Here is a 19,309-nt window from a genome sequence, read left to right as displayed (position 1 = left end):
ACATCGTCAATCGAAGGGACCCTCCGTGTTCGGAACCGAAGCCCAGCCCGAGGGCATCACGAACCCTCCGGTCGACCGCCTCCTCGAGGACGTCGACTCGAAGTACGCGCTCGTGCTCTACTCGTCCCAGCGCGCCCGTCAGATCAACGCCTACTACTCGCAGCTGTCCGAGGGCCTGCTCGAGTACGTCGGCCCCCTCGTGGACGTCGAGAACCAGGAGAAGCCGCTGTCGATCGCGCTGCGCGAGATCGACGAGGGCCTGCTGGTCGCCCGCGAGATCGACGAGGCCGAGCTCGAGGCCCGGAAGCAGGCCGAGTCCGAGTCCTCGCTCGCCCCGCTGCAGCTCGGCGCGGACGCTCCCGAGCCGCCGGTGACCGACCTCTCCTTCTGAGGTCACGTCGATGACTCCCGACGCCGACGTCCTGCGCGGAGCGCGGATCGTCCTCGGCGTGAGCGGCGGTATTGCCGCGTACAAGGCCGCGCACGTGCTGCGCGGCCTTGATGCGTCCGGTGCCGATGTCCGGGTGATCCCCACCCGCAGCTCGCTGGAGTTCGTGGGCGCCGCGACCTGGGAGGCCCTCAGCCACCACCCGGTGACCACGAGCGTCTTCGAGGACGTCGACGAGGTCGCCCACGTGCGCATCGGTCAGCAGGCCGATCTGGTGTTGGTGGTGCCCGCCACCGCCGACCTGCTCGCGCGCGCCCGGACCGGACGTGCCGACGACCTGCTCACGGCGACCCTGCTGATGGCCGGGCCTCGCGCGATGATGGTGCCCGCCATGCACACCGAGATGTGGCAGCACCCCGCGACGCGCGAGAACGTCGCACTGCTGCGCGAGCGCGGAGTGCGTGTGCTCGAGCCGGAGGTCGGTCGACTCACCGGTCCGGACTCGGGACCGGGGCGGCTGCCCGAGCCCGAGGCGATCCTGGCGGCGGCGCGCGCTCAGCTGAGCGCGCCGCGCGACGAGCACGGGGGAGTGGTCCGGGACCTCGTCGGCCGACGGGTGCTGATCACCGCCGGTGGCACCCGCGAGGAGATCGACCCCGTCCGCTTCCTCGCCAACCGCTCCTCGGGCAAGCAGGGCTGGGCGCTCGCGCACGCCGCGCTCGCCCGCGGCGCCGAGGTCACCCTGATCGCGGCCAACGTCGGCCTGGAGACGCCCCCGGGGGCCCGCCGTGTGGACGTGGGCGACGCCGCCGAGCTCGCCGCCGCCGTCGCCGCCGAGCGGGAGAGGGCCGATGCGCTGGTGATGGCCGCGGCCGTGGCCGATTTCACCCCTGCCTCCCGAGCCGTCTCCAAGATCAAGAAGACGGGCGAGGACGACGTCCCCACCCTCGATCTCGTGCGCACCGAGGACGTCCTGGCGACCACGGTCCGCGCCCGCGAGGAGCAGCGGAGCCGACAGGGTGCCGATGTGTCCCCGCATGTCATCGTCGGTTTCGCGGCCGAGACCGGCCAGGAGGGCTCGAGCTCCCGTGAGCTCGCGGAGTCCAAGGCGCAGCGCAAGGGCGCCGATCTGCTGGTGTTCAACGACGTCAGCGCCGGGGTCTTCGGCGCCGAGGACACGGCGGTGGAGATCCTGGACGCCCGGGGCCAGGAGGTCGCCCGCGCCGAGGGCACCAAGACCGTGGTCGCCCACACCCTGCTCGCGCAGGTCGCGAGCAGGCTGGGGCACGTACCCTGGTCCGCATGACATCGCACGATCTGCGCAGCTTCACCTCCGAATCGGTCACCGAGGGGCACCCCGACAAGATCTGCGACCAGATCTCCGACGCGATCCTCGACGACATGCTCGGCCAGGACACGGGGTCGCGGGTCGCGGTCGAGACGATGGTGACCACCGGCCTGGTCCACGTCGCCGGGGAGGTCCGCACCTCGGGGTACACCGACGTGCAGAAGATCGTGCGCGACACCATCCGCCAGATCGGCTACGACTCCTCGGAGAAGGGCTTCGACGCCGACAGCTGCGGCATCGAGGTCTCCATCGGCTCCCAGAGCGCCGACATCGCCGCGGGCGTCGACTCCTCGTTCGAGCAGCGCGGCGGGGGTGCGATCGAGCGCTTCGCCGACCTCGGTGCGGGCGATCAGGGCCTGATGTTCGGCTACGCGTGCGATGACACCCCCGAGCTGATGCCGCTGCCGATCCACGCCGCCCACCGGCTCTCCGCCAACCTCTCGGAGTCCCGTCGCAACGGCGTCCTGCCGTACCTGCGCCCGGACGGGAAGACCCAGGTCACCATCGGTTACGACGAGGACGACGTCGCCCGCAGCGTCGAGGCGGTGGTGGTCTCCACCCAGCACGACGAGGACGTCGACGTCGCCGCGCAGCTCGAGCCCGGCATCCGTCAGGTCGTCGTGGCGCCGGTGCTCGAGGAGCTCGCCGGTCTGGGGCTGGACGTCAGCGACGTGAAGTACCACATCAACCCCTCGGGCCGGTTCGTGATCGGCGGGCCCAAGGGCGATGCCGGGCTCACCGGCCGCAAGATCATCGTCGACACCTACGGCGGCATGGCACGCCACGGCGGCGGCGCGTTCAGCGGCAAGGACCCCAGCAAGGTCGACCGCTCCGGCGCCTACGCGATGCGCTGGGTCGCCAAGAACGTCGTCGCCTCCGGGCTCGCCGCTCGCTGCGAGGTGCAGGTCGCCTACGCCATCGGCGTCGCCGCCCCGGTGGGCCTGTACGTCGAGACCTTCGGCACCGGCACGGTGCCCGACCACCAGATCGCCCGCGCGGTGCGCAAGGTCTTCGACCTCCGCCCCGCCGCGATCATCGACGCCCTGGACCTGCTGCGCCCGATCTACGCGCGCACCGCCGTGCACGGCCACTTCGGTCGCGAGCTGCCCGAGTTCACCTGGGAGCGCACCGACCGCGCCGACGAGCTCGCGAGGGCGCTGTGACGGCCGAGCGGCCCGCAGCGGGCCCCAGCCTCGACCCCGACATCGCCGCGCGCCTGACCCACGACGCGAACGGGCTGGTGGCGGCCGTCGTCCAGGACGCCGTCGACTCGCGTGTGCTGATGGTCGGCTGGATGGACGACGAGGCGCTGCGGCGCACGCTCGAGGAGGGACGCGTGAGCTTCTGGTCCCGCTCGCGCCAGGAGTACTGGCGCAAGGGTGACACCAGCGGCCACGTGCAGTTCGTGCGCTCGGTCGCCCTCGACTGCGACGGCGACACGCTGCTGGTGCGCGTGGACCAGGTGGGTCCTGCCTGCCACCGCGGCACCGAGACCTGTTTCGTGGGCGGCGAGCTGCCCGCGACGGTCCTGAGCCGAGCCGAGCGACGCTCCCACACGGATCCGTCCGAGCCGCCGAACCCGAAGGAGGACACCGCCCGATGACCACGACCGAGGAGTCCTCCCCGGAGGAGGGCGTCTACCCCGAGCTCGTCGCCGGGATCGAGGGGGACGCCCTGGGCGTCGTCCAGCCCGACCGAGAGACCTTCCGCGCCCTCGCGGCGCGCCAGCGGATCGTCCCGCTGACCCTGCGGCTGCTCGTGGACGAGGACACCCCGCTCTCGCTCTACCGTCGGCTGACCGATCCCGACGATCCGCGCGGCACGTTCCTCCTGGAGAGCGCGGGGGAGGGCGAGGGTTCCCGCTGGTCGATCATCGGCAGCAGGGCGAAGTCCGTGCTGACCGAGTCCGACGGCAGCGCCCGCTGGGTCGGCGAGACGCCCGCGGGCGTCCCCACCGACGGCGACCCGATGCAGGCGCTGGCCGCCCTCACCGATGCCTTCCGCTCCGCGCGCCTGCCGCAGCTGCCTCCGTTCACCGGCGGGCTCGTCGGCTTCGTCGCCTACGACGCCGTGCGGTACTGGGAGAAGCTGCCGGACGCCCCGGCCGACGAGATCGGCATCCCCGACATCTCCCTGCTGCTCGCGCAGGACGTGGCCGTCCACGACTCCCACGACTCGACCGTGCTGCTGGTCGCCAACGCCCTGAACCTCGACGGCACGGACGAGCGCGTCGACGAGGCCTACGACGACGCCCTCGCCCGACTGGGCGCGATGCGCGAGGCGCTGCACCGTGAGCTGCCGGCCCGCCCGGCGGTCTACGACGCCGTCTCCGAGGTCTCCCCGAAGGCACGCACCAGCCGGCTCGAGTACGAGGAGGCCGTGCGCGAGGCCGTGCGCGACATCGTGGACGGCGAGATCTTCCAGGTCGTGCCCTCCCAGCGGTTCTCGCTGCCCACGGCGGCCGATCCGCTGGACGTCTACCGGGTCCTGCGCCGGGTGAACCCGAGCCCCTACATGTTCCTGCTGCGCACCGTCGACGGGGAGGGCGCGCCGATCGACGTGGTGGGTGCGAGCCCGGAGGCCCTGGTGACCGTGCGCGGTCGCAGCGCCGGCACCCACCCGATCGCGGGCTCGCGTCCGCGCGGCACCTCTCCCGAGGAGGATGCGCGTCTGGCCGAGGAGCTGCTGGCCGACCCCAAGGAGTGCAGCGAGCACCTGATGCTCGTCGACCTCGCACGCAACGATCTGCAGAAGGTGTGCGAGCCCGGCAGCGTCACGGTGCGCGACCTCATGCACATCGAGCGTTTCAGCCACATCCAGCACATCTCGAGCGACGTCACCGGCGTCCTGCGCGAGGACGCGACGGCGTGCGACGCCCTGCGTGCGACCTTCCCGGCCGGCACCCTCTCGGGCGCCCCGAAGCCCCGCGCGCTGCAGATCATCGACCGTCTCGAGCCCGTGCGCCGCGGCGTCTACGGCGGCACCGTCGGCTACATCGACTTCGCCGGTGACATGGACATGGCCATCGCGATCCGCACCGCCGTGATCAAGGACGGCACCGCGCACGTGCAGGCCGGCGGCGGTGTCGTGGCGGACTCCCGGCCGACCATGGAGCACCGCGAGTCCCAGGCCAAGGCGGCGGCCGCGCTGCGTGCCGTCGCCTCCGCGCAGACGGTGCGTGAGGCATGAGGCGCCTGCTCTCACGGCGCGCCGTGGTCCTGCTCGCCCTGCTGGCCTCCCTCGTCCTGGCCGCGACGTCCCGGGCGACCTGGACCACCGCGAAGGCCGCCGGCTTCACGGGGACCCAGGAATCCGTCGCAGTCACCGGCCAGGACGCGGCCCCCGCCGTCCTCGCCCTCGCCCTGGTGGGCGCCGCGGCAGCCGTCGCGACCACCCTCGCGGCGCGGTGGGTGCGGTTCGTCGCCGGTCCCGTGCTCGTGCTCGTCGGCGTCGGCGCCGCGGTCAGCGCCCTCGGCGTGAGCACCGACACGGTCGCCGCGTCGCGGTCCGCCGTGGCGGAGAAGACGGGCGTCGTGGGCGGGTCGATCAGCGCCGGCGCCACCAGCTGGCCGCTGCTGGCCGTGATCCCCGCTGCGCTGCTGATCGCGACCGGTCTCGCGGTGCTGCTGGTGGGCGGACGATGGCCGCGTCGCCCCTCCCGCTATCAGCGCGACGCGGCCCGCAGCCGTGTGGCGCGCGAGACGGACCCGAGCGAGGACCCCGCCGCCGCCTGGGACGCACTCAGCCGCGGCGAGGACCCGTCCTCTGGTGGTCCTCCGCGCGTGGCAGAATGAAGGCCACCACCCGCACGTCCCCGAGAGGTCTCCATGCCCAGCCTGCACGCCGTCCCGCCGCCGCCCCCGGAGAACGAGGGCAACACCGTCGCCGCCTGGGTCTGCACGGTGGGGGTCGTCCTCGGGTCGATCGTCGCGGCCCTCGGCCTCGTCCTGGTGGACGTGCCGATCATCATCGGCGGTGCGATCGTGATCGTGCTCGCCCTGATCGTGAGCCTCGTGCTGCGGATCGCCGGCTTCGGCCAGAAGAGCCGCCGGGCCCAGGCACGGTGAACGCACCGGCGGGCGCGAGGGGCGCGGTCCTGCCGCTCGCCCTGCTCGCGGCCGCCGGCGCCGCGGCGATCGGCCTGCAGGCGGTCTTCGACCCCTTCACGCAGGACGTGCCGCTGTGTCCCTTCCATCTGCTGACCGGGCTGGACTGCCCCGGCTGCGGGGCCACGCGCGCCGTCCACGCCCTGCTGGCGGGAGATCCCGTGCTCGCGCTGCGATCGAACGCGATGATCGTGATCGCCCTGCCCGTCGCCCTCGCGCTGTTCGTGCGCTGGGGCCACGCCCGGGTGCGGGGCCGCAGCGCCCCGCTGCGGCCCTCGAACACCCTGATGATCGCCCTCGGCGCGCTGGTCCTGGCCTACTCGATCGCCCGCAACCTGCCCGGTCTGGAATTCCTCGCCGCGCCCTCGTTCATCGGGGCGTGAGCCCCGGGGCGGTGCCGCACGCGGCCCCGCCCATCGTCCGATCCGCTTCCGTCTCCCACAGGAGGGTCCGTGAGAACGACAGGAACCGTCCTCGACAGCATCATCGAGGGAGTCCGCGAGGACCTCGAGGTGCGTCGCGAAGAGCTCCCTCGCCCCGCCCTCGAGCGCCTCGCCTCCCAGACCGCGCCCGCGCGGGACGCCCGTTCCGCCCTCGCGGGCGACGGCACCACGCTGGGTCTGATCGCGGAGGTCAAGCGCCGCAGCCCCTCCAAGGGCGACCTCGCCGAGATCGCCGACCCCGCCGCGCTCGCCCGCATCTATGCGGAGGCCGGGACCAGCGCCATCAGCGTGCTCACCGAGGCCCGCCGCTTCGGCGGGTCGCTCGTGGACCTCGACGCCGTGCGCGGCAGCGTCGACGTGCCGGTGCTCCGCAAGGACTTCACCGTCGAGGAGTACCAGGTGCTCGAGGCCCGCGCCCACGGCGCCGACATGGTGCTGCTGATCGTGGCCGCCCTCGACGACGCCCAGCTGCGCGATCTGCACGCCCTCACCCGCGAGCTCGGCATGCACGCGCTCGTGGAGGTGCACACCGGGCCCGAGCTCGAGCGGGCCCTGGCCCTGGACCCCGAGCTCGTGGGCGTCAACGCCCGTGACCTCACCACCCTCGACGTCCACCTCGACCGGGCGACGGAGCTGCTGGGCCGGGTCCCGGCGGAGGTGCTCGCCGTCGGCGAGTCGGCCGTCGCCTCGATCGCCGACGTCGAGGCCTACGCCCGGGCCGGCGCCGATGCGGTGCTGGTGGGCGAGGCGCTGGTCACCGGCGCGGACCCGCGGCGCAGCGTGCAGGACTTCCGGGCCGTAGCCCGCCGGGGCCGGGACGGCGCGGACGCGACACGTACAGCGAGCAGCACCGAGCCCACCCAGGGCCCGCAGGAAGGTGGAGACGCATGAGCGAAGGTCTGTTCCCGCGGCCCGGGACCCCGCTGCGCAGCGAGGCCGGTCCGTACTTCGGCGACTTCGGCGGGCGGTTCCTGCCCGAGGCCCTGGTCCCCGCGCTCGACGAGATCCGCGAGGCCTTCGAGAAGGCCATCGTCGACCCCGAGTTCACCGACGAGCTGCAGCGCCTGAGCCGTGAGTACACCGGCCGCCCCTCCCTGCTGAGCGAGGCCCCGCGGTTCTCCCGCCTGGCCGGCGGAGCCCGGATCCTGCTCAAGCGGGAGGACCTCAACCACACCGGTAGCCACAAGATCAACAACGTCCTGGGCCAGGCCCTGCTGACCAAGCGCATGGGCAAGACCCGCGTGATCGCCGAGACCGGCGCCGGGCAGCACGGGGTCGCCACGGCGACCGCGGCCGCCCTGTTCGGGCTGGACTGCACGATCTACATGGGGGAGGAGGACACCGAGCGCCAGGCCCTGAACGTCGCGCGCATGCGCCTGCTGGGCGCCGAGGTCGTCCCCGTCACCCACGGCTCGCGCACCCTCAAGGACGCGATCAACGAGGCGTTCCGCGACTGGGTGACCAACGTCGAGACCACGCACTACCTGCTCGGCACCGTCGCCGGCCCCCACCCGTTCCCGGTGATGGTCCGCGACTTCCATCGCGTGATCGGCGAGGAAGCCCGTGAGCAGGTCCTCGAGCGTGTCGGCGGCCTGCCCGACGCGGTCGTCGCATGCGTCGGCGGCGGCTCGAACGCCATGGGCATCTTCCATGCCTTCCTGGACGACGAGGACGTGCGGCTGATCGGCTGCGAGGCCGGCGGCGACGGCGTCGACACCGGCCGCCACAGCGCCACCATCGGCGGCGGGACCCCGGGCGTGCTGCACGGTGCCCGCAGCTTCGTGATGCAGGACGAGGACGGCCAGACCATCCCGTCGCACTCCGTGAGCGCGGGGCTGGACTACCCGAGCGTCGGCCCCGAGCACGCCTGGCTCTCCGCGATCGGACGGGCCGAGTACCGCGCCGTCGACGACACCGCGGCGATGGAGGCCTTCGCGCTGCTGTCGATGACCGAGGGGATCATGCCCGCCCTCGAGTCCGCCCACGCCGTGGCCGGGGCCCTCGCCCTGGGCAAGGAGCTGGGGGAGGACGCCACCATTCTCGTCAGCCTCTCCGGGCGCGGTGACAAGGACGTGGACACCGCCTCGACCTGGTTCGGACTGCTGGAGGACACCACACCTCGCGGCGATCTCGACGCCCTGCGGGAGCTGGCCCGTTCCACCGCCGATGCCGCACCCGATGGCAGCGGCCCGGCCAGCACCGCAGCGGACGCCACCGACCGGAAGGACGCACGATGAGCGCCGCCCACGACACCGCAGGATCCCGTCTGCGCGCGGGCGACGCCCTCGAGCGCGCCCGCGCGGAGGGCCGCGCCGCCCTCGTCGGCTACCTGCCCGTGGGATACCCCGACCAGGAGCGGTTCGTGGCCGCCGCGCGCACCCTGGTCGACAACGGCGTGGACATCCTCGAGCTCGGCCTGCCGTACTCCGATCCGGTGATGGACGGGCCCGTCATCCAGGAGGCGGCGACCGCCGCCCTGGCGGCCGGCACGCGCACCCACCACGTGCTCGAGGCCGTCGACGCGCTGCGGGGCAGCGGTGCCGCGGTGCTGGTGATGACCTACTGGAACCCGGTGCTCGCCCAGGGGGTCGATTCCTTCGCGAGGCGTCTCGCAGACGCCGGCGGTGCCGGTCTGATCACCCCCGACCTGATCCCCGACGAGGCCGAGGAGTGGATCGCCTCGAGCGAGCGGGAGGGGCTGGACCGCGTGTTCCTGGTCGCCCCCAGCTCGCCGCGCGAGCGTCTCGAGCACGTGGTGCGCCACGCCTCCGGGTTCGTCTACGCCGCCAGCACGATGGGCGTGACCGGGACCCGGGCATCGGTCAGCGGGACCACGGCGGGGCTGGTGGAGCGCACCCGCGCCGCGGGGGCCCGCAACGTCTGCGTCGGCCTCGGGGTCTCCACCGGGGACCAGGCCGCCGAGGTCGGCGCGTACGCGGACGGTGTGATCGTCGGCTCGGCCTTCGTCAAGGCGCTGAAGACCGACTTCGAGGCCGGGGACGAGTCCCTGAGCACCCTGGCCCGCACCGCCCGCGACCTGCGCGCGGGGGTCGAGAGGTCACGGACGTCCCTGCCCGCCTCCGACAGCGCTGCGCACGGGATGCGCCCGTGATCCTCGCCGACATCCCCAGCCCCACCGTCTCCGCCCTGCACCTCGGTCCGCTGACGATCCACTTCTACGCGCTGTGCATCCTCGCCGGCATCGGTATCGCCCTGTGGTGGGCCACCCGCCGCTGGGAGGCCCGCGGCGGCGCCGCGGAGGACATGTTCGACATCGTCTTCGCCGCCGTGGTCGCCGGCATCGTCGGAGCCCGGATCTGGCACGTGCTCTCGTCGCCGGAGCCCTACTTCGGGCCGGACGGGGACCTGCTGAGCGTGCTGAGGATCTGGGAGGGCGGCCTGGCGATCTACGGGGCCGTGGCCGGCGGTGCACTGGCCGTCTGGTTCATGGCACGCCGCAAGGGCGTCTCCTTCGCGGCGCTGGCCGACACGATCGCGCCCACCCTGATGGTGGCCCAGGCCATCGGCCGTCTGGGCAACTGGTTCAACCAGGAGCTCTTCGGGCCGCCCACGACGCTGCCGTGGGGGCTGGACATCAGCTGCCTCCAGAACGGCGGGACCATCCCCGGCTGCGAACCGGGCACGTACCATCCGACCTTCCTCTACGAGCTGCTGTGGAACCTGGTGGGCGTGCTCGTGCTGCTCGCCCTCGCGCGCCGCTTCGACCTGGGCGGGGGCCGCGTGTTCTGGCTGTACGCCGCGATCTACTCGGCCGGGCGCGCCTGGGTCGACGCGATGCGCACCGAACCGGTGATGATGATCGGTCCGCTGCGCATCCACACGGTGCTCGCGATCCTCGTGCTCGTGCTCGCGATCGTGATGCTGGTGGTGCTCACCCGGCGACGCCGCCGTCGCGGGGGAGAGGTGCGTGCGGCCGACGGCTCCTGGACGCTGCCCGCCGCGGATGTGCCGGCAGCGGCCAGGGCCGCGGGGTCGCCGTCCGCCCACGGCCGCCGTCGCTCCCGGGAGGAATGACCCCGGAGCGCGGCACACCGTGCCTGCGCGTCTCACCATATGACGCCCGCGGGGTCGCACAGCGGACGCAGGCAGTAAGGTGTCCCGACGGCAATCGGGGCCAGGACGGCTCCGCGCCTTCCCGGAACCTTGCCACGGTCCATCGCACCGGCCCCCGGAAGGAACGCCCATGATCCCCCTGCGTTCGCGCTTCTCCGCGCAGCCCGCTGCCACCGGTCTGTACAGCCCCGATGACGAGCACGACGCCTGCGGCGTGGCCATGGTCGCGACCACGCGACGCCAGCCCGGTCACGACATCGTCGACCACGCCCTGCGGGCCCTGGAGAATCTCGACCACCGCGGCGCCGTGGGCGCAGAGGAGACCACGGGCGACGGCGCCGGGATCCTGCTCCAGGTGCCGCACCGCTTCCTCTCCGAGGTCGCCGCCGAGGCCGGCATCGACCTCCCCGCGCCCGGTGCCTACGCCGTGGGCCAGGCCTTCCTGCCCCAGGACGCCCAGGAGCGCGCCCTCGACGTCGAGCGCATCGAGCGGATCGCCGCCGAGGAGGGCCTGCGGGTGCTCGGATGGCGCGACGTGCCCGTGGTCGACTCCCTGGTGGGCCCCAGCGCCCGCGCCGTCCAGCCCCACTTCGCGCAGGTCCTCCTGGAGGACGAGGGCCGTGAGCGCACGGGTCTGGAGCTCGAGCGGGCCGCCTTCGCCGTGCGTCGCCGCGCCGAGCACACCACCGGCGTCTACTTCGCGAGCCTGTCGAGCCGCACCATCGTCTACAAGGGCATGCTCACGACGATCCAGCTCGAGGAGTTCTACCCCGATCTCGGCGACGAGCGCCTGGAGACGACCGTCGCGATCGTGCACTCGCGCTTCTCGACCAACACCTTCCCGGCCTGGCCGCTGGCCCACCCGTTCCGGATGCTCGCGCACAACGGCGAGATCAACACGGTGGTGGGCAACCGCAACCGCCTGCGGGCGGCCGAGGGCCGCCTGGCCTCCCCGCTGTTCGGGGACGACCTGGGCCGGTTGCTGCCGGTGAACACCCCGGGCGCCTCGGACTCGGCGAGTCTGGACGAGGCGCTCGAGCTGCTGAACCTGGCGGGTCGCTCGGTGCCCCACGCGATGATGATGCTGGTGCCGGAGCCGTGGGAGAACGACGCCACGATGGACCCGGAGCTGCGCGCGTTCTACGAGTACCACGCGATGCTCCAGGAGCCGTGGGACGGCCCCGCCGCCCTCGTCTTCTCCGACGGCGACATGGTCGGGGCGAAGCTCGACCGCAACGGCCTGCGCCCCCTGCGGTACTGGGTCAGCGACGACGGGCTCGTCGTCCTCGGCTCCGAGGCCGGGATGATCGAGATGGACAGCGAGCGCGTGGCCCTCAAGGGCCGGGTCGCTCCCGGCGAGCTGTTCGCGGTCGACCTCGTGGGCGGTCGTGTGCTGACCTCCGAGGAGGTCAAGGACGAGGTCGTCGCGAGTCGCCCGTGGCGGCGCTGGCTGAACGAGCAGAAGGTCGACATCGCCGACCTTCCCCAGCGCGAGCCGATCTGGCACTCGCGCTCCTCCGTCGTGCGCCGGCAGCAGACCTTCGGGTACACCGAGGAGGAGCTGCGGATCCTGCTGGGTCCGATGGCAGCCAAGGGCGCCGAGCCGATCGGCGCGATGGGGACCGACACCCCCACCGCGGTGCTCTCGGACCGTCCGCGCCTGCTGTTCGACTACTTCACCCAGCAGTTCGCCCAGGTGACGAACCCGCCGCTGGACTCGATCCGCGAGGCGGTCGTGACCAGTCTCGGCGTCGCGGTGGGGGAGTCGCGCAACCTCCTGGACGCGACCGCCCTGCACGCCCGCCAGCTCTCGCTGCCCATGCCCGTGATCGACAACGAGCAGCTCGCCCGCATCCTCACGATCGACGCGGACCCGGCCACCGCCGACTTCCACACCGCCAAGCTGCGCGGTCTCTACCGCGTCAGCGGCGGTGCCCAGGCCCTCGAGGAGCGTCTGGTGGAGGTCTGCGAGGAGGCGGTGCGCGCCATCGACGAGGGCGCGACCTTCCTCGTGCTCTCCGACCGCGACTCCAACTCCGAGCTCGCGCCGATCCCTTCGCTGCTGCTGACCAGCGCCGTCCAGCACCACCTCATCCGCACGGGTCGTCGCACCCACGCCGCGCTGCTGGTCGAGGCGGGCGACGTGCGCGAGGTCCACCACCTCGCCCTGCTGATCGGCTACGGCGCGAGCGCCGTGAACCCGTACCTCGCGATGGAGACCGCCGAGGACATGGTCACCCGCGGCGTCGTCGGCGGGGTGAGCAGCGACGAGGCGGTCGCGAACCTCCTGCAGTCGCTCGCCAAGGGCGTCCTGAAGATCATGTCGAAGATGGGGATCTCGACGGTCGCCTCCTACCGCGGCAGCCAGCTCTTCGAGGCCGTCGGCCTCTCGCGCGAGCTCGTGGAGCGCTGGTTCCCCGGCACCACCAGCCGCATCGACGGCATCGGCCTCGAGGTCATCGCCGAGGAGAACGCCGCCCGCCATGCGCTGGCCTACCCGCGCGACGGCCTGCGTAACTCCCACCGGCGCCTCGAGGTGGGCGGGGAGTACCAGTGGCGACGCGAGGGTCCGCCGCACCTGTTCACCCCCGAGACGGTGTTCCGCCTGCAGCACTCCACGCGCTCGCGCCAGTACGAGGAGTTCCGTCAGTACACCGACCTCGTGGACGACCAGTCCGCGAGTCTGAAGACCCTGCGCGGTCTCATGCGTCTGCGCACCGACGAGGTCACCCCGATCCCGATCGACGAGGTCGAGCCGGTCTCGGCGATCGTGAAGCGCTTCATGACCGGTGCGATGAGCTACGGCTCGATCTCCCGGGAGGCGCACGAGACCCTCGCGATCGCGATGAACCGGCTGGGCGGGATGTCGAACTCCGGGGAGGGCGGCGAGGAGCCGGACCGCCTGCACGACGCCGAGCGCAACAGCGCCATCAAGCAGATCGCCTCCGGTCGCTTCGGCGTGACCAGCGAGTACCTCGCCTTCGCGCGCGACATCCAGATCAAGGTGGCGCAGGGGGCGAAGCCCGGCGAGGGTGGCCAGCTGCCGCCCGAGAAGGTCTACCCCTGGATCGCGCGCACCCGGCACTCGACGCCGGGCATCGGGCTGATCTCGCCGCCGCCCCATCACGACATCTACTCGATCGAGGACCTCGCGCAGCTGATCCACGACGCGAAGTCCGCGAACCCGGATGCCCGCATCCACGTCAAGCTGGTCTCCCGCTTCGGGGTCGGGACGGTGGCGGCCGGGGTGTCCAAGGCCCATGCCGACGTGGTGCTGATCTCCGGCCACGACGGCGGCACCGGCGCGAGCCCCCTGAACTCGCTCAAGCACGCCGGCACGCCCTGGGAGCTCGGCCTGGCCGAGACCCAGCAGACGCTGCTGATGAACGGCCTGCGCGACCGCATCACCGTGCAGGTCGACGGGCAGATGAAGACCGGTCGCGACGTCATCATCGGGGCCCTGCTGGGCGCCGAGGAGTTCGGCTTCGCGACCGCGCCGCTGGTGGTCTCCGGCTGCATCATGATGCGTGTGTGCCACCTGGACACCTGTCCGGTCGGCGTCGCGACGCAGAACCCCGAGCTGCGCTCTCGCTTCACCGGCCAGGCCGACTTCGTGGTGACCTTCTTCGAGTACATCGCCGAGCAGGTCCGCGAGCACCTGGCCTCCCTCGGCCTGCGGTCGATCGACGAGGCCGTGGGCCGCATCGACCTGCTGGACGTCGAGGACGCGCGCCGTCACTTCAAGCAGCAGGGCCTGGATCTCTCCCCGGTCCTCGCCGAGCCCGAGATCTTCGAGGGCGACCACGTCCGCCGCGAGCGCGGCCAGGACCATTCCCTCGACAAGGCGGCCGACGTGCCGTGGATCGAGGCCGCGGCCGCGGCGCTGGAGGCCGGGGAGCCGGTCGTCATCCGCGACCGGGTGCGCAACGTCCAGCGCACCGTGGGGACGCTGCTCGGTCACCAGGTGACCAAGCGCTACCGCGCCGAGGGGCTCCCGGAGGAAACGATCCGCCTCGAGCTCACGGGCACCGGCGGCCAGTCGCTGGGGGCGTTCCTGCCCAGCGGCATCACCATGGAGCTGCGGGGCGACGCGAACGACTACGTGGCCAAGGGGCTCTCGGGCGGTGTGCTCGCCATCGGCCACGGCAGGGGCACCCCGGCGTCGCTGACCTCGGCGACGATCGCCGGCAACACCTGCGGGTACGGCGCGACCAGCGGCAGGCTGTTCCTGGCCGGCGCCGCGGGGGAGCGGTTCGGCGTCCGCAACTCGGGCGCGACGATGGTCGTCGAGGGCATCGGCGACCACGGCGCCGAGTACATGACCGGCGGCGCCGTGATCGTCCTCGGACCGACCGGGCGAAACCTGGGAGCGGGCATGAGCGGCGGCACCCTGTTCGTCCTCGATCTCGACCGGGAGGACCTCAACCCCGCTGACGCCGCGACCTTCTCGATCACGTCGGTGCGCGAGGAGCATCGCGAGTTCGTGCTCGAGGCCGTGCGCGAGCACGAGCGCCGCACCGGCTCCGACCGCGCCGATGCGCTGCTGTCCGACGAGGAGGACCTGCTGTCGCGGATCGTCGAGATCGCCCCGCGCGCCTTCCTGCGCGTCACCGACATCAGAGACCGTGCCCAGGAGGCCGGCATCGACCCCGATTCCCACGAGGTGTGGAACGAGATCCTGGAGGGTTCCCATGGCTGATCCCCGCGGCTTCCTGAAGACCCGCGACCGCGAGCTCCCCGCCCGCCGGCCCGTGCCCCTGCGCCTGATGGACTGGCGCGAGGTCTACGAGGTCCGTGAGAAGGGCCAGCTCGGCGTGGTGTCGCGCCAGGCGGGACGCTGCATGGACTGCGGCATCGCGTTCTGTCACGAGGGCTGCCCCCTGGGCAACCTGATCCCCGAGTGGAACGAGCTGGTGTACCGGGAGGACTGGCGCGACGCCTCCGAGCGCCTGCACGCGACCAACAACTTCCCCGAGTTCACCGGGCGCGCCTGCCCCGCCCCGTGCGAGTCCAGCTGCGTGCTGGGCATCAACCAGCCGCCGGTGACCATCAAGAACATCGAGGTCTCGATCATCGACCGGGCCTTCGAGGAGGGCTGGGTGACGCCCCAGGAGCCCGAGCGCCAGACCGGCCGCTCGGTCGCCGTGGTCGGCTCGGGCCCGGCAGGCCTCGCCGCGGCCCAGCAGCTCACCCGCGCCGGTCACTCGGTCGTGGTGCTCGAGCGTGACGACCGCATCGGCGGCCTGCTGCGCTACGGCATCCCCGAGTTCAAGCTCGAGAAGCGCCACGTCGAGCGGCGGCTCGAGCAGATGCGCGCCGAGGGCACCCGCTTCCGCACGGGCGTCGACGTCGGCGGCAGCGGGGAGGGGGCGATCTCCGTCACCGAGCTCCGTCGTCGCTTCGATGCCGTGGTCCTCGCGACCGGATCGCAGATCCCGCGCGAGCTGCCGGTCCCCGGCCGCGAGTCCGAGGGCATCCATCCGGCGATGGACTACCTCACGCAGGCCAACCGTCGGGTCGAGGGCGACGAGGTCCCCGGGCAGATCACCGCCGAGGGCAAGGACGTGATCGTGATCGGCGGCGGCGACACCGGAGCGGACTGCCTGGGGACCGCACTGCGCCAGGGCGCGCGCTCCGTCACGACGCTCGCGATCGGCTACCAGCCGCCCACCGAGCGCGACGAGGCCCACCCGTGGCCCACGCATCCCGTGCTCTTCGAGGTCAGCGGCGCCCACGAGGAGGGCGGGGAGCGCAGCTACCTCGCCTCCACGACCGGCTTCGAGCTCGACGAGACCGGTGCGGTCAGCGGCATCCACGTCGCCCGCACCAGCGTGCAGGACGGCCGCCGGGTGCCGACGCCGGGCACGGAGAAGGTGCTTCCCGCGCAGCTCGTGCTCATCGCGATGGGCTTCACGGGACCGCGCCGCGAGGGCGCTCTCGAGGAGCTCGGGCTCGAGATCGATCAGCGCGGCAACATCGTCCACGACCAGAACTGGCGCACGAGCGTCGACAACGTGTTCACGGCCGGTGACTGCGCCCGCGGGCAGAGCCTCATCGTGTGGGCGATCGCCGAGGGCCGCTCGTGCGCGGCAGCGGTCGACGCCCACCTGATGGGCTCGAGCGCGCTGCCCACCCCCGTCCCGCCGCACTCCCGGGCGCTCTCGGCCTGAGCCGGCACGGCCGCGCGGCGGGGCCCGGCGACGGGCACCGCCGCCAGTCGGTCGCGGCGCCCCGCGTCCTCGCGCGGACAGTACACTGGGAGCGACGGATCACAGCGGTGCGACCCGTGGCAGCGCGAGGCCCGGATGCACCCTCGCTGCGACGGGGTGCGCGCCCCACTTACCTCCGATAGATGGGTTGACATGCGAAAAGCCAAGATCGTCTGCACACTGGGCCCGGCGACGAGCTCCTATGAGCAGATCCGCACCCTGATCGACGCCGGGATGAACGTGGCCAGGATGAACCTGAGCCACGGCACGCACGACGACCACGAGAAGGTCTATGCGAACATCCGGCGCGCGGCCGACGATCTCGGCCGCAACGTCGCGGTGCTGGTCGATCTGCAGGGTCCCAAGATCCGGCTCGGGAACTTCGCGGACGGCCCGCACCAGCTCGAGGTGGGCGACGAGTTCACGATCACCACCGAGGACGTCGAGGGCACCAAGGAGCGTGTCTCGACGACGTTCAAGGGCCTGCCCGGCGACTGCCGTCCCGGCGACGTCCTGCTGATCGACGACGGCAAGGTCTCCGTGCGCGTCACCGACGTGAGCGACACCGAGGTGCGCACGATCGTCGAGGTCCCCGGACCGGTCTCGAACCACAAGGGCATCAACCTGCCGGGCGTCGCCGTCTCCGTCCCCGCGATGAGCGAGAAGGACATCGCCGACCTGCGCTGGGGGCTGAACCTCGGCTGCGACCTGGTCGCGCTGTCCTTCGTGCGCGACGCGCACGACATGGACGACGTCCTGCGCATCATGCAGGAGGAGGGCCGCCGGGTCCCGGTCGTCGCGAAGATCGAGAAGCCCCAGGCCGTGCGCGCCCTGCGGGCGATCGTGGGTGCCTTCGACGGCATCATGGTCGCGCGCGGCGACCTCGGCGTCGAGCTCCCGCTCGAGCAGGTCCCGCTCGTGCAGAAGCGCGCGATCGAGCTCGCCCGTCGCAACGCCAAGCCGGTCATCGTCGCCACGCAGGTGCTCGAGTCGATGATCGAGAGCCCCCGCCCCACCCGCGCCGAGGCCTCCGACTGCGCCAACGCGATCCTCGACGGCGCCGACGCGGTCATGCTCTCGGGCGAGACCAGCGTGGGCAAGTACCCCTTCGAGGCCGTGCGCACCATGGCGCGCATCGTCACCAACACGGAGGAGAACGGCGCCGACCGGATCCTGCCGCTGGGCACCATCCCGCACACCCGCGGCGGCGCCATCACCCGCGCCGCGGCGGAGATCGGCGGTCAGCTCTCCGCGCAGTACCTGGTGACCTTCACCGAGTCCGGCGACACCGCCCGGCGCCTGGCCCGTCTGCGCCCGAACATCCCCCTGCTCGCCCTCACCCCCTACGAGCACGTGCGCCATCAGCTCTCGCTGTCCTGGGGCATCGAGGCCCATCTGGTCCCGATGCAGAAGGACACCGACGAGATGGTCATGGTGGTCGACGAGCTGCTGCGCGAGCACAAGGGTCTGCAGAAGAACGACCTGGTGATCGTCGCGGCCGGATCGCCCCCCGGCGTCCACGGGTCGACCAACACGCTGCGCGTGCACCGCATCGGCGACCTGGACGGCGCCGAGTCCGCGCGCATCGAGGCCGACAGCATCGCCTCGGGGACCAACGAGAGCTGAGACCAGCTCCTCGAGCCGCTCCAGCCGCTCGAACCACGTCAGCAGGGCCCGCACCGACCGGTCGGTGCGGGCCCTGCTGCATGCGTGCCGGGTGCGGGACTCGAACCCGCACGCCCTTGCGGACAGCGCATTTTGAGTGCGCCGCGTCTACCATTCCGCCAACCCGGCCTGTGGTCACGGGGCAGGTCCTCGGACCCGGCCCCGGGCCGTCGGCCCATGACGTGACGCTGCTCGCCGGAGCCCCGGCTGTGACCGCTCACGCACGTCCCCGCCGAAGCGGCTGGTCTAGGATAACGCGTGGGCGGCACGCGCCGGACGGGTCCGGAAGCGCGTCGCCCCCGCATGCATCAGCGCTGACCGGGCAGGTCCCGTCAGCGAGCCACAGGAAGCGAGCGCCACCCCCATGAACGACGTCACCCCCGCAGAGGTCCCCGAGGACCTCGACTCCGCCGCAGCTGCCGAGGAGGCCCCGGTGAAGGGGACGCGCACCGCGGTCGTCGCCGAGGACGAGAGCCTCATCCGGATGGACATCGTCGAGACCCTGACCGAGGCCGGCTTCGAGGTCGTCGCGGCGGTGGGCGACGGCGTCAGCGCGGTCGAGAAGACCCGCGAGCTGCGCCCCGACGTGGTGGTCCTCGACGTCAAGATGCCCAAGGCCGACGGCGTCACCGCGGCCGAGAAGATCGGCGAGGACAACCTGGCCCCGGTCGTCATGCTCACCGCGTTCTCGCAGGGCGAGCTCGTCGAGCGCGCCCGCGACGCCGGCGCCATGGCGTACGTCGTCAAGCCCTTCACCGCGGCGGACCTGCTGCCCGCCATCGAGATCGCGATCTCCCGCCACGCGCAGATCGTCGAGCTCGAGAACGAGATCGAGGACCTCGGCGAGCGCTTCGAGACCCGCAAGCGCGTGGACCGCGCCAAGGGGCTGCTGCAGTCGAACATGGGCCTGAGCGAGCCCGAGGCCTTCCGCTGGATCCAGAAGACCTCCATGGACCGCCGTCTGACCATGCGCGAGGTCGCCGACGCCGTCGTCGACCAGCTCGGCGGGCGCGGCAAGGACTGAGCGGGGCCGGGCCCGCGGCCCGACACCGGGAGGGCCGGGCGCGGCCCCTGAC

16 protein-coding genes and 1 tRNA gene are annotated in these 19,309 nt (G+C 72.4%); 16 read left to right on the top strand and 1 reads right to left on the bottom strand.

Annotated features, from left to right (window positions below):
• Nucleotides 1-25 precede the first annotated feature (25 nt).
• From rpoZ to pyk, 15 genes are all read left to right on the top strand, one after another.
• Nucleotides 26-391 carry a DNA-directed RNA polymerase subunit omega gene (rpoZ, locus tag DEO23_RS11410; protein WP_109276157.1) on the top strand — a complete coding sequence of 122 codons (366 nt, stop codon included), beginning with the start codon at nt 26-28 and terminating at the stop codon, nt 389-391.
• Nucleotides 392-401: 10 nt separating this feature from the next.
• On the top strand, nt 402-1,694 hold the full coding sequence (gene coaBC, locus DEO23_RS11405; RefSeq protein WP_109276156.1) for a bifunctional phosphopantothenoylcysteine decarboxylase/phosphopantothenate--cysteine ligase CoaBC: 1,293 nt from the start codon (nt 402-404) through the stop codon (nt 1,692-1,694).
• A complete protein-coding gene (gene metK, locus DEO23_RS11400; RefSeq protein ID WP_109276155.1) occupies nt 1,691-2,899 on the top strand; it encodes a methionine adenosyltransferase in 1,209 nt (402 codons plus the stop codon). Before coaBC ends, metK begins: the two co-directional genes overlap by 4 nt.
• The gene (gene hisI / locus DEO23_RS11395; RefSeq protein WP_109276154.1) at nt 2,896-3,339 is read left to right on the top strand and encodes a phosphoribosyl-AMP cyclohydrolase; all 444 of its coding nucleotides are present in this window, start codon (nt 2,896-2,898) and stop codon (nt 3,337-3,339) included. Before metK ends, hisI begins: the two co-directional genes overlap by 4 nt.
• The gene (locus DEO23_RS11390) at nt 3,336-4,925 is read left to right on the top strand and encodes an anthranilate synthase component I (RefSeq protein ID WP_109276153.1); all 1,590 of its coding nucleotides are present in this window, start codon (nt 3,336-3,338) and stop codon (nt 4,923-4,925) included. Before hisI ends, DEO23_RS11390 begins: the two co-directional genes overlap by 4 nt.
• Entirely contained in the window at nt 4,922-5,530 is a 609-nt protein-coding gene (locus DEO23_RS11385; RefSeq protein WP_109276152.1) for a Trp biosynthesis-associated membrane protein, read from the top strand. The genes DEO23_RS11390 and DEO23_RS11385 overlap by 4 nt, the downstream gene beginning before the upstream one ends.
• Before the next feature lie 33 nt (nt 5,531-5,563).
• Nucleotides 5,564-5,803 carry an HGxxPAAW family protein gene (locus DEO23_RS11380; protein WP_109276151.1) on the top strand — a complete coding sequence of 80 codons (240 nt, stop codon included), beginning with the start codon at nt 5,564-5,566 and terminating at the stop codon, nt 5,801-5,803.
• A complete protein-coding gene (locus tag DEO23_RS11375) occupies nt 5,800-6,225 on the top strand; it encodes a DUF2752 domain-containing protein (RefSeq protein ID WP_109276150.1) in 426 nt (141 codons plus the stop codon). The genes DEO23_RS11380 and DEO23_RS11375 overlap by 4 nt, the downstream gene beginning before the upstream one ends.
• 69 nt (nt 6,226-6,294) lie before the next feature.
• On the top strand, nt 6,295-7,176 hold the full coding sequence (trpC, locus tag DEO23_RS11370) for an indole-3-glycerol phosphate synthase TrpC (RefSeq protein WP_109276149.1): 882 nt from the start codon (nt 6,295-6,297) through the stop codon (nt 7,174-7,176).
• Entirely contained in the window at nt 7,173-8,522 is a 1,350-nt protein-coding gene (gene trpB, locus DEO23_RS11365) for a tryptophan synthase subunit beta (RefSeq protein ID WP_109276148.1), read from the top strand. The genes trpC and trpB overlap by 4 nt, the downstream gene beginning before the upstream one ends.
• The gene (gene trpA, locus DEO23_RS11360; RefSeq protein ID WP_109276147.1) at nt 8,519-9,397 is read left to right on the top strand and encodes a tryptophan synthase subunit alpha; all 879 of its coding nucleotides are present in this window, start codon (nt 8,519-8,521) and stop codon (nt 9,395-9,397) included. The genes trpB and trpA overlap by 4 nt, the downstream gene beginning before the upstream one ends.
• Nucleotides 9,394-10,320: a prolipoprotein diacylglyceryl transferase gene (gene lgt / locus DEO23_RS11355; RefSeq protein WP_109276146.1), complete on the top strand. Its 927-nt coding sequence runs from the start codon at nt 9,394-9,396 to the stop codon at nt 10,318-10,320. The genes trpA and lgt overlap by 4 nt, the downstream gene beginning before the upstream one ends.
• Before the next feature lie 169 nt (nt 10,321-10,489).
• On the top strand, nt 10,490-15,058 hold the full coding sequence (gene gltB, locus DEO23_RS11350) for a glutamate synthase large subunit (protein ID WP_109276145.1): 4,569 nt from the start codon (nt 10,490-10,492) through the stop codon (nt 15,056-15,058).
• Nucleotides 15,051-16,529 (top strand): glutamate synthase subunit beta, encoded by a 1,479-nt coding sequence (locus DEO23_RS11345; RefSeq protein WP_109276144.1) that lies wholly within the window; start codon nt 15,051-15,053, stop codon nt 16,527-16,529. The genes gltB and DEO23_RS11345 overlap by 8 nt, the downstream gene beginning before the upstream one ends.
• Nucleotides 16,530-16,721: 192 nt before the next feature.
• Nucleotides 16,722-18,194 (top strand): pyruvate kinase, encoded by a 1,473-nt coding sequence (gene pyk, locus DEO23_RS11340; RefSeq protein WP_109276143.1) that lies wholly within the window; start codon nt 16,722-16,724, stop codon nt 18,192-18,194.
• 85 nt (nt 18,195-18,279) lie between these two features.
• Here pyk and DEO23_RS11335 read toward each other — a convergent pair.
• Nucleotides 18,280-18,362 (bottom strand) — tRNA-Leu (locus tag DEO23_RS11335).
• Nucleotides 18,363-18,597: 235 nt separating this feature from the next.
• On the opposite strand from DEO23_RS11335, the gene DEO23_RS11330 reads away from it, so the two are divergent.
• Nucleotides 18,598-19,257 carry an ANTAR domain-containing response regulator gene (locus tag DEO23_RS11330; RefSeq protein ID WP_109276142.1) on the top strand — a complete coding sequence of 220 codons (660 nt, stop codon included), beginning with the start codon at nt 18,598-18,600 and terminating at the stop codon, nt 19,255-19,257.
• Nucleotides 19,258-19,309 lie beyond the last annotated feature (52 nt).

Origin of the sequence: Brachybacterium endophyticum (genome assembly GCF_003130585.1) — a bacterium.
In the GTDB taxonomy this organism is placed as follows: domain Bacteria; phylum Actinomycetota; class Actinomycetes; order Actinomycetales; family Dermabacteraceae; genus Brachybacterium; species Brachybacterium endophyticum.
Note: the sequence above shows the minus strand (reverse complement) of the source record. Positions and strands in the feature narration are given on the sequence as shown.